The 14,287-nt window shown below is 73.5% G+C and carries 11 protein-coding genes and 1 other RNA gene; 7 read left to right on the top strand and 5 right to left on the bottom strand.

The window, feature by feature from the left end; translation table 11 throughout:
* Positions 1–35 precede the first annotated feature (35 nt).
* Positions 36–743, top strand: a complete 708-nt coding sequence (locus tag IDM40_RS13030) for a winged helix-turn-helix domain-containing protein (protein WP_193122257.1) — start codon at positions 36–38, stop codon at positions 741–743.
* A 20-nt stretch (positions 744–763) separates the two neighbouring features.
* Here IDM40_RS13030 and IDM40_RS13025 read toward each other — a convergent pair whose 3' ends face one another.
* Positions 764–1,615, bottom strand: a complete 852-nt coding sequence (locus tag IDM40_RS13025; RefSeq protein WP_193122256.1) for a deoxyribonuclease IV — start codon at positions 1,613–1,615, stop codon at positions 764–766.
* Positions 1,616–1,700: 85 nt separating this feature from the next.
* A complete protein-coding gene (locus IDM40_RS13020) occupies positions 1,701–3,080 on the bottom strand; it encodes an FAD-binding oxidoreductase (RefSeq protein WP_193122255.1) in 1,380 nt (459 codons plus the stop codon).
* A gap of 62 nt (positions 3,081–3,142) precedes the next feature.
* Between IDM40_RS13020 and IDM40_RS13015 the strand changes: the two genes are divergently transcribed.
* The 6 genes from IDM40_RS13015 to IDM40_RS12990 all read left to right on the top strand — a co-directional run bounded on the left by IDM40_RS13015 (position 3,143) and on the right by IDM40_RS12990 (position 7,356).
* The gene (locus IDM40_RS13015; protein ID WP_193122254.1) at positions 3,143–4,168 is read left to right on the top strand and encodes a helix-turn-helix transcriptional regulator; all 1,026 of its coding nucleotides are present in this window, start codon (positions 3,143–3,145) and stop codon (positions 4,166–4,168) included.
* Between the two features lie 4 nt (positions 4,169–4,172).
* Positions 4,173–5,042, top strand: coding sequence for a Nif3-like dinuclear metal center hexameric protein (locus IDM40_RS13010; protein ID WP_193122253.1), 870 nt, complete (start codon positions 4,173–4,175; stop codon positions 5,040–5,042).
* Positions 5,043–5,163: 121 nt separating this feature from the next.
* Positions 5,164–5,925: a zinc ribbon domain-containing protein gene (locus tag IDM40_RS13005; protein WP_193122252.1), complete on the top strand. Its 762-nt coding sequence runs from the start codon at positions 5,164–5,166 to the stop codon at positions 5,923–5,925.
* The gene (locus IDM40_RS13000) at positions 5,922–6,572 is read left to right on the top strand and encodes a histidine phosphatase family protein (protein WP_193122251.1); all 651 of its coding nucleotides are present in this window, start codon (positions 5,922–5,924) and stop codon (positions 6,570–6,572) included. The genes IDM40_RS13005 and IDM40_RS13000 overlap by 4 nt, the downstream gene beginning before the upstream one ends.
* 22 nt (positions 6,573–6,594) lie before the next feature.
* Positions 6,595–6,983, top strand: an RNA gene (gene rnpB, locus IDM40_RS12995) — RNase P RNA component class A.
* Positions 6,984–7,206: 223 nt separating this feature from the next.
* Positions 7,207–7,356, top strand: coding sequence for a hypothetical protein (locus IDM40_RS12990; RefSeq protein WP_193122250.1), 150 nt, complete (start codon positions 7,207–7,209; stop codon positions 7,354–7,356).
* Here the strand turns inward: IDM40_RS12990 and IDM40_RS12985 are convergent.
* The 3 genes from IDM40_RS12985 to IDM40_RS12975 all read right to left on the bottom strand — a co-directional run bounded on the left by IDM40_RS12985 (position 7,305) and on the right by IDM40_RS12975 (position 14,174).
* The gene (locus IDM40_RS12985; protein WP_193122249.1) at positions 7,305–9,671 is read right to left on the bottom strand and encodes a SulP family inorganic anion transporter; all 2,367 of its coding nucleotides are present in this window, start codon (positions 9,669–9,671) and stop codon (positions 7,305–7,307) included. The genes IDM40_RS12990 and IDM40_RS12985 overlap by 52 nt on opposite strands.
* A gap of 335 nt (positions 9,672–10,006) precedes the next feature.
* Positions 10,007–13,231 carry a hypothetical protein gene (locus IDM40_RS12980; RefSeq protein WP_193122248.1) on the bottom strand — a complete coding sequence of 1,075 codons (3,225 nt, stop codon included), beginning with the start codon at positions 13,229–13,231 and terminating at the stop codon, positions 10,007–10,009.
* Between the two features lie 325 nt (positions 13,232–13,556).
* On the bottom strand, positions 13,557–14,174 hold the full coding sequence (locus IDM40_RS12975; RefSeq protein WP_193122247.1) for a YbhB/YbcL family Raf kinase inhibitor-like protein: 618 nt from the start codon (positions 14,172–14,174) through the stop codon (positions 13,557–13,559).
* Positions 14,175–14,287: the final 113 nt, after the last annotated feature.

Below are 14,287 nucleotides of genomic sequence, written 5' to 3'. Positions count from 1 at the left end.
CGGGGGAGCGGTCCCGCCCGTACTACGGTGGCCCCATGGCAGAGAGCGCCCCGACCCCCTCCGAGCGTCCCGACAACCACCTGGACGTGGACGCCACCGCCCTGCGCGGACTGGCCCATCCCTTGCGCGGACGCATCCTGGACCAGCTCCAGCTGCAGGGGCCGGCCACCGCCACGATCCTGGGCAAGCGCCTGGGGGAGAGCAGCGGGTCCACCAGCTACCACCTGCGCCAGCTCGCCAAGCACGGTTTCATCGAACCCGCCGAGGGGCGCGGCGGCGGGCGCGAACGCTGGTGGCAGGCCCGTCGAGGTGGGTGGTCGATTCAGGGGCAGGCCTTCCGGCAGGACCCCGTCACCCGACACGCGGCCGACGCGGTGCTCGAGTACCACTACAGCGCCCGCGAACAGCGGTTCAAGGCCTGGCAGGAGCTGGCCGCGTCCGACCCGCAGGACCCGGACGTGCAGCGGTGGAGGGGTGCCGCCGGCGACTCCAACTTCCCGATCCCCCTGACCCCGGAGGAAGCGGAGGGGCTCTCCCGGGACCTGTTGGACTTCATGTGGCGGTGGCGGCGCGAGCACGTGCCCGAGGACCGTGTCGCCGACGACGTTCCGGGCGCCGAGACCGTGGAGGTCCAGATCAACCTGTTCCCCGTGCTCGCGCGCCTGCTCGCGTCCGAGTCCGCGACGGACCCGGCCGACGGGGAGCCCGCCGAACCCGGGGAGGGGGAGGACGGCCGCGCCTGACGCCCCCGCCCCGGGAACTCCTACGGGCGCAGCCCCTTGAGCGTGGCCACATCCTCGCCGTGCGGGCCCTCCGGGCCGGGAGTCTCCAGGGTGATCGGCGTCCCCGCCGTGACCGGGTGGGTGAACAGCTCGCCGAAGGGCTCGGCGCCGATGTGGCCCTTGCCGATGTTCTCGTGGCGGTCCTTGTTGCTTCCGCACGGGGCCTTGGAGTCGTTGGCGTGGATCAGGTACAGGCGGTCGGCGCCCACGACCTCGCCGAACCGGTCCAGGGCCTCGCGCATGCCCGCACGCGTGGAGATGTCGTGCCCGGCCGCGAACAGGTGCGCGGTGTCCAGGCACACGCCCACGTTCGGGTGCCAGTCCAGCGCCTCGAAGTAGGGCACCAGGTCGTCGACGGTGGCGCACAGCACCTGGCCCTGTCCGGCCATCGGCTCCAGCAGCAGCGGCGGGACACCGTCGCCCAGTTCCTCCAACAGCGGCATCAGGCGTTCGCGTGTGCGTGCCAGCCCCGCCTCGCGGCCGCCCGAGACGGGCGAACCGGTGTGTACGACCACGCCTCCCGCACCGATCTCCGAGCCCCGGCGCATCGTGTGCCCGAGGGAGTGCACGGACTTCTCCGCGGTCTCCTCGTTGGGTGTGCCGAGGTTGATCAGGTACGGCGAGTGCACGAACACCGGGAGGTCCGTGTCCCGCATCCGCTCGTCCTGCTTCGGGTCGCCCTCCTTGGTCGCCCAGCCGCGAGGGTTGGAGGTGAAGACCTGGACGGTCTCGGCGCCGATCCGGTCCGCGTAGGCCAACCCCTTGGTGGCCATACCGCCGGCGACCGGGACGTGTGCGCCGACCGGGGTGAAGGGGTGCTCAGTGTCGTTCATCGCCGCCCAAGCTTACGGTGTGGACCGCACCCGCGGCTCCGCTCCGGCACCCGCGCCCCTGCGCGTGTCCCGGCCCGGGAGGCGGTCAACGCAGCGGCCGGTGACTGTGCCAGAGGCGGTAGGGGTCCAGTTCGCGGCTCAACCGGATCAGGCGTTGGCGGTCGTCCGGCGCGAACGCCTCACCCACCTCGTCGGGGGTGTGCGTCCCGAACGCCAGGGTCGTGGAGCGGCCCGAGCCGTGTCCGTCGAACAGGGCCGCCGCACGCTCGCGCAGCCCCCGAGCGGCCTTGCGTGCGCCCGCACCCCCGCCCGCGGGGAAGGTCAGGACGGTGAACGCGTAAGAGGCGCCGCGGTGCCCCACTGCGCTGGGCATCCGCGGCGGGCGGGCCAGAGCGCCGCCCAGGTGCCGCACCGAGACCACGCTCATGCACGGTGCCGACGGGCCGGTCAGCCCGGCCAAGGCCTCGGCTGCGCCCTCCGGCACGGTGTCCACGAGCACGCTGCGCCCGTCGAACGCTGCCGGGTCCGTGTGCTCGTCGAAGACCGCGCCCGCGTCGGTCCAGGGACGCACGGCGAAGGTGTCCGACAGCACCGGTGCGATCCGGCGCAGCGGCTCGATCCACGCGGGTCCCTCGTCGAGCGGGCCGCACCAGGCAGCGGAGATCTGCAGGATCCGTCGTCCGCGCCACGCCTCGGGCACGCCCTCCACGTCCGGGTACACCAGCTGCGAGACCCCGGAGGTCAGTTCCTCCGGCACCGTGCCGGTCCAGCGCAGCCACGCGTCCAGCGCGGCCGGGGCCTCGGTGGTGTCCAGGACCAGGCTGCCGCCGTACAGGTCCCCGTGGGCGAACAGGCCGATCTCCATACCGGTGACGATCCCCAGGGAAGCACCGGCCCCGCGCACCGCCCAGAACAGCTCCGGTTCGTGCTCGGCCGTCGCCGTGCGCGCCGTCCCGTCCGGCGTGACCAGATCGACCCGGCGTACGTGGTCCGCCGCGAACCCGTGCCTGCGGGCCAGGAGCCCGACCCCGCCGCCCAGGGTGTAGGAGACCGCGCCCACCCCCGGCGCGCTCCCGGCCAGGGGAACCAGGCCGTGGGGAGCCCCCGCCCCGATCACGTCGCTCCACAGGGCCCCGGCCCCGACCCACGCGGCACGGCGCTCAGGGTCCACCCGCACCCGGTCCATGCTCCGTGTGTGCACAAGGATCCCGCCGTCGATGCCCGCGCCCTGACCGTGGCCGGTGCGCTGGGCAGTGATCGGAACACGCCTCCGGGACGCCACGGCCACAGCGGCACGGACGTCCTCCGCGCCGGCGGCCACGACCACCGCGCCGGGCCGGTGCGGGGCGCCCTGCTGCATGCCCGAGCGCCCCTCCTCCCAGCCGTTGGTGCAGGGGGCGTGCACTTCTCCGCGTACGTGTTCGGACAGTTCACGGACCAGGTCCTCGTGTGCGTACTCGCTCATGCGGGCCACGGTAGAGAGCATTGCGGCCACAGCACGGCCGCGATGACCGGCATTGTGGAACCATGGATGCTGCGACCTCGACCCGCGCCGAACTGCCCCAGAGGCTCCTGCGCCTGCTCACCCTGCTGCTGGTGCGCCGCACCTGGACCGCGGCCGAGCTCACCGGCCGCCTCGGGGTCAGCGCACGCACCCTGCGCCGCGACGTCGAACGGCTGCGCAGCCTCGACTACCGCATCGAAGGCACCCCGGGCGCAGCGGGCGGGTACCGCCTGACCTCGGGCAGCGAACTCCCGCCCGTCCCGCTGGAGGAGGGCGAAGCCGTGGCGATCGCCCTGGGGCTGGCCACCGTCACCGGTATCGGTGACAGCGCCCTGAGCGCCCTGGCCAAGCTCGAACGCCTCCTGCCCGCCCGGTTGCGCGGGCGCCTGCTCGCCGTCGGAGACAGCTCCAGCGCGGTGGACCACCCCGGTGCCGTCCCCACCGACCCCCTGGTCCTGGGAACCCTGGCCGGTGCCTGCCGTGATCTCGCTGTCCTCGACCTGACCTACCGGGACCGGACGGGGACACCCACCGAACGCCGGGTCGAGCCCCACCACCTCGTCGAACACGGCGGGCACTGGTACCTGCTCGCCCACGACACCGAACGCCGGGACTGGAGGACCTTCCGCGTCGACCGCGCACGTGACCCGCGCCCCACACACCGGCGCTTCGAACCCCGGGAGCTGCCCGCGCCCGACCCCGCGAGCTTCCTCACCGACCGCCTCGCCCAGGGCGCCTACGGCCACACCGCCACACTGACCGTGCGGATCCCCGAGCACACGCTCCTGGACCGCCTCTTCCACCGCCCGCCCGGCCGCGTCCGCCCTCTGGACGAGCAGCACTGCGAGGTCCGGGTGAGCGCCGATGACCTGGACCTGCTCTGCCGCCACATCGCCGTCGTGGCCGCTCTCGGGGAGCCCATGACCTGCGAAGCGCCGCCGGAGGCCGTCCGGCGCATGCGTGGAGCCTCGCACGTGCTGACGGCCGCGTTCGGCGACGGCGGGGGCGAAGGACCGGATCCGGCCGCGCACACGCCCGCGATGCCCTAGTCTCGTGCCCGTGAGCACCGAGAACCCGCATCCCCGCCTGTCCGACGTCACCGCGTCCTTCGAGAAGATCTACCCGCCTTCGTGGGCGGCCTCCTGGGACGCCGTCGGACTCGCCTGCGGAGACCCGGACCAACCCGTGCGCAAGATCCTCTTCGCCGTCGACCCCGTCGAGGCGGTCGTCGACGAGGCCCTGCTCTGGGGAGCGGACCTCATCATCACCCACCACCCGCTCATGCTCCGGGGGGTGCACAGCGTCGCCGCCGACACCCCCAAGGGCCGGATCGTGCACCGCCTCATCCGCTCCGGCACCGCCCTGTACACCGCGCACACCAACGCCGACACCGCCGACCCCGGGGTCTCCGACGCCCTCGCGCGGGCCGTGGGTCTGACCGGGCCCCTGCGCCCACTCGACCCCGACCCCACCGACCCCGAGGGGCGCCGCGGCATCGGGCGCATCGGAACCCTCGACCAGCCGCTCATCCTCCACGACTTCGCCGACCAGGTCGCCCGCGGCCTGCCCGCCACCGCCGGCGGGGTCCGTGCGGCCGGGGACCCGGACCGCCTCATCACCACCGTCGCGGTCTCCGGAGGCTCCGGCGACTCCCTGCTCGGTGCGGCCCGCGCCGCCGGGGTCGACGCCTACGTCACCTCCGACCTGCGCCACCACCCCGCCTCCGAGTTCGTCGAGGAACCGGGTGCGCCCGCGCTCGTCGACACCGCCCACTTCGCGAGCGAGTGGCCCTGGCTCACCGACGGTTCGATGCACCTGGCCGACGCACTCGCGCGCGAGGCCGGTCCCGGGGGAGCTAACGTGGAGATGCGCGTGTCGACGACCGTGACGGATGCCTGGTCACAGACGTTCCACCACGGGTGAGACCCACCCCCCGCGGGGCACCGTTCCCGCAACCGGCCCGGTGGCCGGAGACCAACTGAACAGAGTCAGGGGCGCCGACGGCCATCGCGCCTTCCCTCAGTCACTCCAGGAGACCTCACAAGTGAAAGCCGAACCCGCCGCGCAGGCCAGACTCCTCGACCTGCAGAACCTGGACACCGAGCTCCAGCGCCTGGACCACCGTGCCCGCACCCTGCCCGAGGTGACCGAGGCGGCCACACTCAAGGAACGCGCCGACGAGCTCGAGGCGGAACTGGTCTCGGTGCGCACCAAGGCCTCCGACATCGAGCGCCGCCAGCGCAAGGCCGAGAGCGACGTCGAGCAGGTGCGCAACCGCGCCGACCGCGACAACAAGGCCCTGGAGTCCGGCCAGATCACCAACGCCAAGGAGCTCCAGAACCTCCAGTCGGAGATCGCCTCCCTCGCCCGCCGCCAGGGGGAACTGGAGGAGATCGTCCTGGAGGTCATGGAGCAGTCCGAGGAGCTCTCCTCCGAGGTCGACCGGGTCGCCGCCGCCCGCGAGGAGGCCGTGGCCGAGCACACCGCCACCGTCGCCCGCCGCGACACCGCCCTGGCCGACATCCACCTGGAGCGCACCCGCGTCTCCCAGGACCGCGAGCGCGTGGCCGAAGAGGTGCCCGCCGACCTGCTCGCCCTCTACGACAAGCTGCGCGCCCAGTACGACGGTGTGGCCGCGGCCCCGCTGCGGTACGGGCGCTGCGGCGGGTGCAAGCTCGTGCTCAGCACCGTCGAGATCAACGAGATCAAGGCGACCGCCGCCGACGAGGTCGTGCGCTGCGAGGACTGCCGCCGGATCCTGGTCCGTACCGAGGACTCCGATGCGGCGGGCCGGGCCGCGGAGTGAGTACGGGGTGGGGTGCTCCCGACACCGAACCGACCCGGCTGGTGCTGCTGCGGCACGGCCAGACACCGCTGTCCGTGGACAAACGCTTCGCGGGCCGCGGTGACGTCGAGCTGACCGACGAGGGCCACCAGCAGGCCAGCGCCGCGGCACGCCGGATCGCGGCCTGGCCGGTGGACGCCGTGGTCTCCTCGCCGTTGAGCCGGTGCCGGGACACCGCCGCCCACGCGGCCGAGCAGCTCGGGCTGCCGGTCGAGGTCGACGAGGGTCTCGTGGAGACCGACTTCGGTGAGTGGGAGGCGATGACCTTCGCCGAGGCCCGCGCGGCCGACCCGGGCGGGGTGGACCGATGGGTCAGCGACCCGCAGGTCGGCCCGCCCGGCGGGGAGAGCTTCGCGCAGGTCGCGGCGCGTGTGGGCGCGGCCCGTGACGCACTGCTGCACCGGCACCGCGGGCGCACCGTCCTGGTGGTCTCCCACGTCACCCCCATCAAGATCCTCGTGCAACAGGCCATGGCCGCCCCGCTCGAGGCGCTGTACCGCATGCACCTGGACACCGCGTGCCTGTCCCGGGTCGACTGTTACGCCGACGGCCCCATGGTCGTGCGCTCGCTCAACGACACCGCCCATCTGGCCTGGGACAGCCTGTGAGGCGGTAGGATCGGCGTCGAGGGGAGTCGGCCAGGCGATCGCGGACCGCGCCGGGTGCGCGGGTTCGAGGAAAGTCCGGACTCCACAGGGCAGGGTGGTCGGTAACACCGACCCGGGGCGACCCGCGGGAAAGTGCCACAGAAAACAGACCGCCACCGCCTCGCGGTGGTAAGGGTGAAACGGTGGTGTAAGAGACCACCAGCGGCCGGAGCGATCCGGTCGGCTCGGTAAACCCCACCCGGAGCAAGGTCAAAAAGGGGACCCCAGGGTCCCCGCGCGGATGTTCGAGGGCTGCCCGCCCGAGTCCGCGGGTGGACCGCACCGAGGTCGCCGGCAACGGCGGCCCCAGATGGATGTTCGCCCGGTCCCTTCCGGGGCCGACAGAATCCGGCTTATCGGCCGACTCCCCCTCACCCCCTTTCTCCCTCCCGTCACATCGGGCCCCGCAGCCGCTGGGTGCATCCACGGAACGGATAGGTCCCTACATCCCCCCAGTGATGGGACACGTGGCGCCCGCGCCTGTAGATTGGCCCGTGCCTCCGTGTCCGCGGCCACAGCGGGCGAACGCCCGCCGACCGGCCTCGGACGAGACCACGGGGCCGGCGGGCGTCCGCTTCACGGGAATGGGTGCAACGTGTTCGACTCCACCATGTTCTGGGTGGTTCTCTTCGGCCTACCGATCCTGGCGATCGTGGCGATCATCCTGCTCGCCGCCTACCAGGCATCGGGCGTTCAGCAGGACGGCCGCGACGACACCCCGGACGACGACCCGTCCACCAACTGAGCGCCGTCCCCGCCTGCCGCCCGTGTGCGGGGAGCGGGCACGTCCTGCACGCCGGTCACCGCGACGAACTCGCCGGTGTCGGGGTCCAACAGGTGCACCCGCGCGGTCTCCAGGTCGTAGTACATCCCCGTCAGGGTGAGCTCTCCCGACTCCACCCTCTCGCGTACCACCGGGTACTCCATGAGGTGCTCGAGCTGCTCGCGCACGTTCTCCTGGGCCAGCCGGCGCAGCGCCTCGGCGGCGGGGAGCCCCGCGAGCGCCCCCTCGTCCTCTCCGGTTCGCGTGAGCCCGCCCTCGCCGTGCGCCAACCACCGGCGCATGTGGGCGGTCTCCGATTCGTCCGCGCTGCGGTGCGTGCGGTCCAGCAGCGCCTGCATGGCTCCGCAGTGGGAGTGCCCGCACACCACGATCGAGGGCACCTCCAGCACCGTGACCGCGTACTCCACGGCGGCCCCCACTGAGCTGTCCTGTGCCGCGGAGTCGTACCTGGGCACCAGGTTGCCGACGTTGCGGACGGTGAACAGGTCGCCCGGCCCACTCGCGGTGATGACGTTGGGTACCACCCGCGAATCGGCGCAGGTGACAAACAGTGACGTGGGGTGCTGGCCGTGCGGGAGTCGGCTGAGCACCGAACGCATCCGGTCCGCCGTGCCCGCGTGGTACTCGCGGGCGCCCGCGGCGAGCAGCCCCACCGGGTTGAGCCCGCTGCGGGAACTGCCGCGCATCTGCCACGGCGCCCACCAGCGTGCCGAGCCCCGCGGTGTCGTCTTGGCCGCCGGGGCCGACTGCGCCGAACTCCGGGCGTACCAGTTCTCGTGCACCTCGTCGATGTCGACCCGGCCGCCGGTGCGTTCGTGGTCGACCCTCCAGGCGTGGATGGCCTCGAAGGCGGCGTGGTCCATGAAGTCCACGTGCAGGTCGAGGTCGACCGGCGCACCCTCGGGCACGGTCCGCAGCACGTGCGCCAGGCGCGGTACCGCCAGGAAGGTCAGCGACCCGTTGACGGCGATGTGCACGGTGCCGTCGCGCTCCTCGGTGGTGACGGTGAGCTTGGTCAGGCGGCGCAGGGACACGATCATCGCGAGCGCGAAGCCGAGGAAGACCCCTTCCAGCAGCCCAAGGAAGACCACACCGAACAGCGTGGTCAGGTAGACCCCGGCCTCGTGGTGGCGGCGCAGGTCCCGCAGGTGGGCGATGGAGACCATGCGCGTTCCGATGAAGACCAGCAGAGCGGCCAGCGCCGGCATGGGGATCAACTCGACCACGTGCGCGAACAGTGCGACGAAGAGCAGGATCCACACACCGTGCAGGATCGTCGACAGCGGGCTCTGGGCGCCGGCGCGCACGTTCGCGGTGCTGCGCACGATGACGCCGGCCACGGGCAGGCCGCCCAGGGCGCCGCTGACGGTGTTTGCCGCGCCCTGCCCGCACAGCTCGCGGTTGAGCTGCACGCGGCGGCCGTTGTGCATGCGGTCCACGGCGATGGCGGCGAGCAGGGACTCCACGCTGGCGACCATGGCCACGGCGGCGACGGCGAAGGCGATGCCGTGCCACTGGCCGGACTCGGGCAGGGCCGGGCCGTTCCAGGCACTGGCCAGGGAGTCCGGCAGGGCGACCGTCTCGACCTCCCACCGGCCCAGGGTCGCGATCAGGGTCGCGGTACCCACGGCCACGAGTGCGGCCGGGATCAGGGCCGGCTTGAAGCGCCCGATGGACGGCATCCGGTTCCAGCCGAACATGAGGGCGACGGTGATGACGCCGACACCGACGGCCGCGGTGTGGTTGTTGGCGATCTGTTCGGGGAGCTCGGCGATGTTGGCCAGTGCCGAACTCTGGGGTGCCCCGCCCAGGACCACGTGGAGCTGGGCGAGGGCGATGGTCACGCCGACCCCGGCGAGCATGCCGTGCACGACGGCGGGGGAGACGGCCAACGCGGCGCGGGCGATCCGGCAGGCGCCCAGCGCGAGTTGTACGAGTCCGGCCAGCAGGGTGATGAGGCACGTGACCCGCCAGCCGTAGGTCATGACCAGGTCGGCGACGATGATGGTGAGTCCGGCGGCGGGGCCGCTGACCTGCACCATCGATCCACCGACGGCGCCGGCCACGATCCCGCCGACGACGGCGGCGATGAGGCCTGCGATGAGGGGCGCGCCCGAAGCGACGGCGATCCCCAGGGACAGGGGGACGGCGACCAGGAAGACCACGAGGGAAGCACCGACATCAGCGGTGATCCCTTTGCGGTCCAAGGATGCCCCGCGGCCGCCCGGTGGTGCGGACGGCTCTCGGGGCGGTGCTCCCTGGGCGTCGTTGCGCATGGTTACTCCGTTCGGGTTGGACCAGGCAAGTGATGCGTCGGCGCACGGGGGCTGCGGACCGGAACGGTGGAGGGTGTCGTGTGTGGGCACACGGGACCGAAGGGCCGCGCATTGTGTCTCGACAATCACCAACTGTAGTCACTTCTGCGGTCGCAGTGTTACGGAGTGTGTCGATCGCGGGAGAGTTCTCCGTGATGTCACAGGCGTGAAGCACGCCGGACACACACGAAGAACGCCGAGGTGGCGCGGGGTGCGCCGCCTCGGCGTCGTGAACTTCTGAGCCGCCCACCACTGTGGGGGTGATCACACGATGTCATCCCCGGGGCGGAACGGTGTCAGCGGAAACGGCCGTCGTCGTGGTGACCGTCGTAGTACCCCTCGGGCGGGAGGGGCCGACCGTAGGCGTCCCGCGGGTAGGGATCGGTCGCGCCCGTGGGCGAGGGGTTGCCCCACCCGTCGGCCGGCGCGGGGCCGCCGTGCTGGGGAGGGGCCGGAGGGGTGTAGCCGCCGTCGAGCATGTCCGCGTAGCCGGGCCCGGGGGCCTCGTTCTGCGGGGGCTCGCCGGCGTACCCGGGGGCGCCGCCCGACCACAGGTCGGCCGGGTACCCGCCCGTGGGCGGGGCCTGGTACGGGTGCGTCGGCGGCTCGCCGGGAGCGTAGGGGCCGGCGCCCGGCCCCGGTTGGAGCGGGTTGTTCCACAGGGGGTCCTGCGGTGCCTGGGCGGGTCCGCCGGGGCCGGCCTGGGCCGCATGGGTCCCGCTGTCGAAGGGCGAGGGCCCGTTCCCCTGGTGCGCTCCGTAACCGCCGTGTGCACCGGTCGGGCCGCCCGGACCACCACTGTCCTGGACACCCCACGGCGGGACGTCGCCGGGCAGCGGGCGTTCGTGGGTGCCGCTGTCGTAGGGCGAGCCCTGACATCCGTAGGGGTCGGTCTCCTGGGCGGGGCGTGTGTGCGTCCCGGTGTCCCAGGGGCGGTGGTGGTTGCCGGTGTCCTGGGCCGGACCCCACGTGCCCGGTCCCTGCCCGGGGCGCGTGTGATTGCCGGTGTCGTTCGAGTTCTCGGGGCCGCCGGGGTTGCCCCACATCGGGGGACCGCCCGGTGCAGGACGGCTGTGCGTTCCGGTGTCCTCGTTCGGGTTCCATCCGGAGACGGGCGGGTGGACCTGGGTGGCCATGTCGTTCGGGTTGCCCCACATCGGGGCGCCGCCCGCGTCGGCGCGTGTGTGGCCTCCGGTGTCCTCGGGCGCACCCCACGGCGCCGGGCCCTGCCCAGGACGGGTGTGGCTCCCGCTGTCGTAGGGCGAACCCTGCCACCCGTAGGCGTCGGTCTCCTGGGACGCGGAGGCCGGAGCCGAGTGGTCCGGAGCGCCGCTGCCCCAACCCGGTGTGCCGTACGAGCCTCCCGGGTGTCCGGCCGGAACGCCGTCGTTCGGTGCGCCGGCCCCCGGGTTCTCCCACCCGGTGCCCGGAGCGCCGGGGCCGCCGCCCGGGCGGGTGTGGGTGCCGCTGTCGTAGGAGGAGCCCTGCCATCCGTAGGGGTCGGTCTCCTGGGCGGAACGGCTGTGGGAGCCGGTGTCCCAGGGGCGGTCCCCGCCGGCCGCGGAGAGCCCGGAGGGCGTGCCCCACGGCGATCCGCCCTGGTCGGGGCGCGCGTGGCTGCCGGTGTCGTTGGGCTCACCCCACTGGGGTGCCCGGCCGGGAGAGGCCGTGGGGTCGTTCGGGTGGCCCCAGGGGGCCCGGCCCTGCCCCGGGTGGGTGTGGTTGCCGGTGTCGTTCGGGTTTCCGGTGACGCCCGTCTCGCCCCACATCGGTGAGCCCGGTGCCGGGCGGCTGTGGTTCCCGGTGTCCGCGGCGGGGCTCCACCCGGAGGCCGGTGTGCGCGAGCCGCTGTCGCCCGGGCCGCCCCACTGCGGGGCCCCGCCCGGTCCACCCCAGGGGGCCTGCCCCTGGTCGGGGCGCGCGTGGCCGCCGGTGTCGTTCGCGTTGCCCCAGGGTGCGGGGCCCTGGCCGGGGCGTGTGTACCCGCCCGTGTCGTTCGGGCTGCCCCAAGGTGCGGGGCCCTGGTCGGTGCGGGTGTGGTTACCGGTGTCCTCCGGCGATCCCCACGCCGTCGGCCCCTGACCGGGGCGGCTGTGGGTGCCGCTGTCGTAAGGGGAGGGCTGTGCCGGTGGGTTCGGTCCGCTCTGCCCGAACGGGGCGCCGTGGCCGCCGAGCGGGTCGGACCGCCCCGGCTGCCCGGGTCCCTGATCGGTGCCGCCGTACGGGGACGGGCCCCCGGTCGCGGGCGGCTCCGGGGAACGCAGTACCGAAGGGTCGGGGCGCTGGTGCGCGCCGGTGTCCATGCTCGACCAGATCGGGGAGACGGGTTCGGGCCCGGAGCTGCTCGGCGCGGGCCGGAAGTCCGGGTCCAGCGGGTCGTGGGAGGGGCGCGATCCGGAGCCCGGTTCGGGCCGGGTGTGCGTGCCGCTGTCGTACGGAGACCCCGGCCCCTGGGACGGACCCGTGGACGGGCGCCCGCCGTCGAACGGTGCACCGTAGGGCGCGGACGGGGTGGGCTGCCCCGGTTGGCCCGACGGGCCGGCCGGCCCGCCACCCACGGCCCCGGGACCCCCCGCGTAAGGAGTGCCCGGCCCCGCCGAGGGTGCGCTGAGCGGGCCGCCGAGCGGGTCCTCCGAGCGCGGTGGCAGCGCCGAGGGCCCCGTCGACCAGGACCCGGAACCCAGCGGGTCGTGGCTGTCACCGGAGGGCCCCGCGGCAGGCAGGCCCCGGCTGTCGTCGGCCGAGGGCAGCGAGGGACGCTCGTCGCGGTAGGGCTCGGCGCGCTCGGTGCCGGGGGACGGTGGACCGGGGTAGGCCACGGTCTCGGACATGGACTGCTCGGAGCGCTCGGGCCCTGGGTAGGGCGCCTCGGGCCGCTCACGCCCCGGGCCGTGGCGCCCCTGGTCGCCGCCGGCCGGGCCGCTGCCCTGCTGCGGACCGTCCCCGCGGCCAAGGTCGGCCAGCGCCATCATGTTGGTCTGCGGCCCGGGCGCGGACGGCGCCGCGTTCGCCGGCGGCCCCTGTCCCAGGTCCGAGCCGCCCACCGGGGTGCGGGGGCCGTTACGGTCGCCGTGCTCGTCCTCGTACCCGTACTCGTCCTCGTAAGGTCCGTCGTCGTACTCGTGGTCGTCGTACCCGTCGTCGTACTCGTCGTACTGGCCGCCGTGACCGCCGCGGCCCCGCCCCTGGGACGGGCGCTGCGCCGGCCCCTCCTCGTTCAGACTCGACCAGAAGTCGTTGTCCGAGAGCCCGTCGTCGTCGCCGTCGTCGTCCTCCCAGTCGACCCGGCGCCGCTTCAGGAACCCCGGCACACCGGGCGCCTTGCGAGGGCGTCGCCCGCGCGGTGCGTCCCCGTCCCGGTCGTCCTCGGTGTCGTCGTAGTCGTATTCGTCGTCGAAACCGTCGTGGTCGTCCGAGCGCGAACCCGGGTTCAGCGCCCGCATGCCCAGGAGCAGGAGCAGGAGCAGGAGCACGGCGAGCACGACGATGACGGCGATGATGAGGATGACGGTGACGGTCATGGTGTACGCACTACCTTGGGGAGGTCGGCCGCACCCGCGACGAGCCCGGGCCGGACACCGGGTGTCCGAGCACGGGACGGCGACCGTGGAGGCCGGCGTGCCCGTGGACCCCGGGCCGGGTGACTGAGGAGGTGTCGGGGGTCCACCGCGGTCTCAGGTCAGGTGCCGCGCGGTGACTGGACGGGTATCGGTCATCTGAAATGGGGCGAGGGGCACGACCCCACTGTATGTGTTGTTGTGCGCCGTGTGCAGAGGGCGCCGGGGGCTTCCTGAGCGCACTCCAGCGCAGCGGCCGGTGATCCGTCACACGGGCCGGCCGGCGGCGCTAATCGCTCTCGGCGACCAGGGTGCCGCGTGCGATGGCACGTTCGGAGATGGCCTCCAACGTGGTCTCCAACTCGGCACCGTCGGGCAGGCCGAGGCCCTCCTCCAACGCGTAGACCGTGAACCGGTACTCGTAGAGGGCGTCCTCCTCGGGGCAGGGCGCCGTGTACTCGGCCTCGCCCGCGCTGTTCTGCGCCTGCTTGGCGTCGGTGGGGATCGTGTTCTGGCGCAGCTCCACGAGCTGGGGGTCGAGGTCGTGCACGACCCAGAAGACCGTCGCCTCGCTGGGGTCGTCGACCACCAGCGCCGTCGACCCCGCGCCCTCGGGCATCCCGGACCAGCTCAGCGGCGGCGAGGCCCCGGCGATCTCCGCTCCGTCCTCGCTCTCCACGCCCTCGCACGTGTAGACCTCGGGGAGCGGTTGGCCCTCCTGCATCAGGGGGCTGGTCACGGTGATGTCGTCGGGCATCTCCCCGCTCAGCCCGGGGGTGAACATCCCGCAGCCGGTGGTCGCGACCACGGCCGCACCCGCCGCCACCGCACCGGCGCGCGTGGCGGCGGAGGCTCGACGCACCGGACGCGGCGCAGGGATCCGGGTGGATGGGAGGACCGGGAACAATGGGGCTCCTGCTGGGCTCTCGGGGCCTGCCGGGTGGCGCCGCGCACTCGGGGGCGCCGGCCGGCAGGCGGACTCGCTGGTGTCGGACCCTGGGGTCCTGAGCGAACTTTACT

The organism is Nocardiopsis coralli, from assembly GCF_014892575.1.
Classification (GTDB): domain Bacteria; phylum Actinomycetota; class Actinomycetes; order Streptosporangiales; family Streptosporangiaceae; genus Nocardiopsis; species Nocardiopsis coralli.
Note: the sequence above shows the minus strand (reverse complement) of the source record. Positions and strands in the feature narration are given on the sequence as shown.

What these genes read in the sequence shown, in the direction of transcription:
- IDM40_RS13030 (WP_193122257.1), top strand. Translation starts at nt 36, where the DNA reads ATGGCAGAGAGCGCCCCGACCCCCTCCGAGCGTCCCGACAACCACCTG.
- IDM40_RS13025 (WP_193122256.1), bottom strand. Translation starts at nt 1,615, where the DNA reads ATGAACGACACTGAGCACCCCTTCACCCCGGTCGGCGCACACGTCCCG.
- IDM40_RS13020 (WP_193122255.1), bottom strand. Translation starts at nt 3,080, where the DNA reads ATGAGCGAGTACGCACACGAGGACCTGGTCCGTGAACTGTCCGAACAC.
- IDM40_RS13015 (WP_193122254.1), top strand. Translation starts at nt 3,143, where the DNA reads ATGGATGCTGCGACCTCGACCCGCGCCGAACTGCCCCAGAGGCTCCTG.
- IDM40_RS12985 (WP_193122249.1), bottom strand. Translation starts at nt 9,671, where the DNA reads ATGCGCAACGACGCCCAGGGAGCACCGCCCCGAGAGCCGTCCGCACCA.
- IDM40_RS12980 (WP_193122248.1), bottom strand. Translation starts at nt 13,231, where the DNA reads ATGACCGTCACCGTCATCCTCATCATCGCCGTCATCGTCGTGCTCGCC.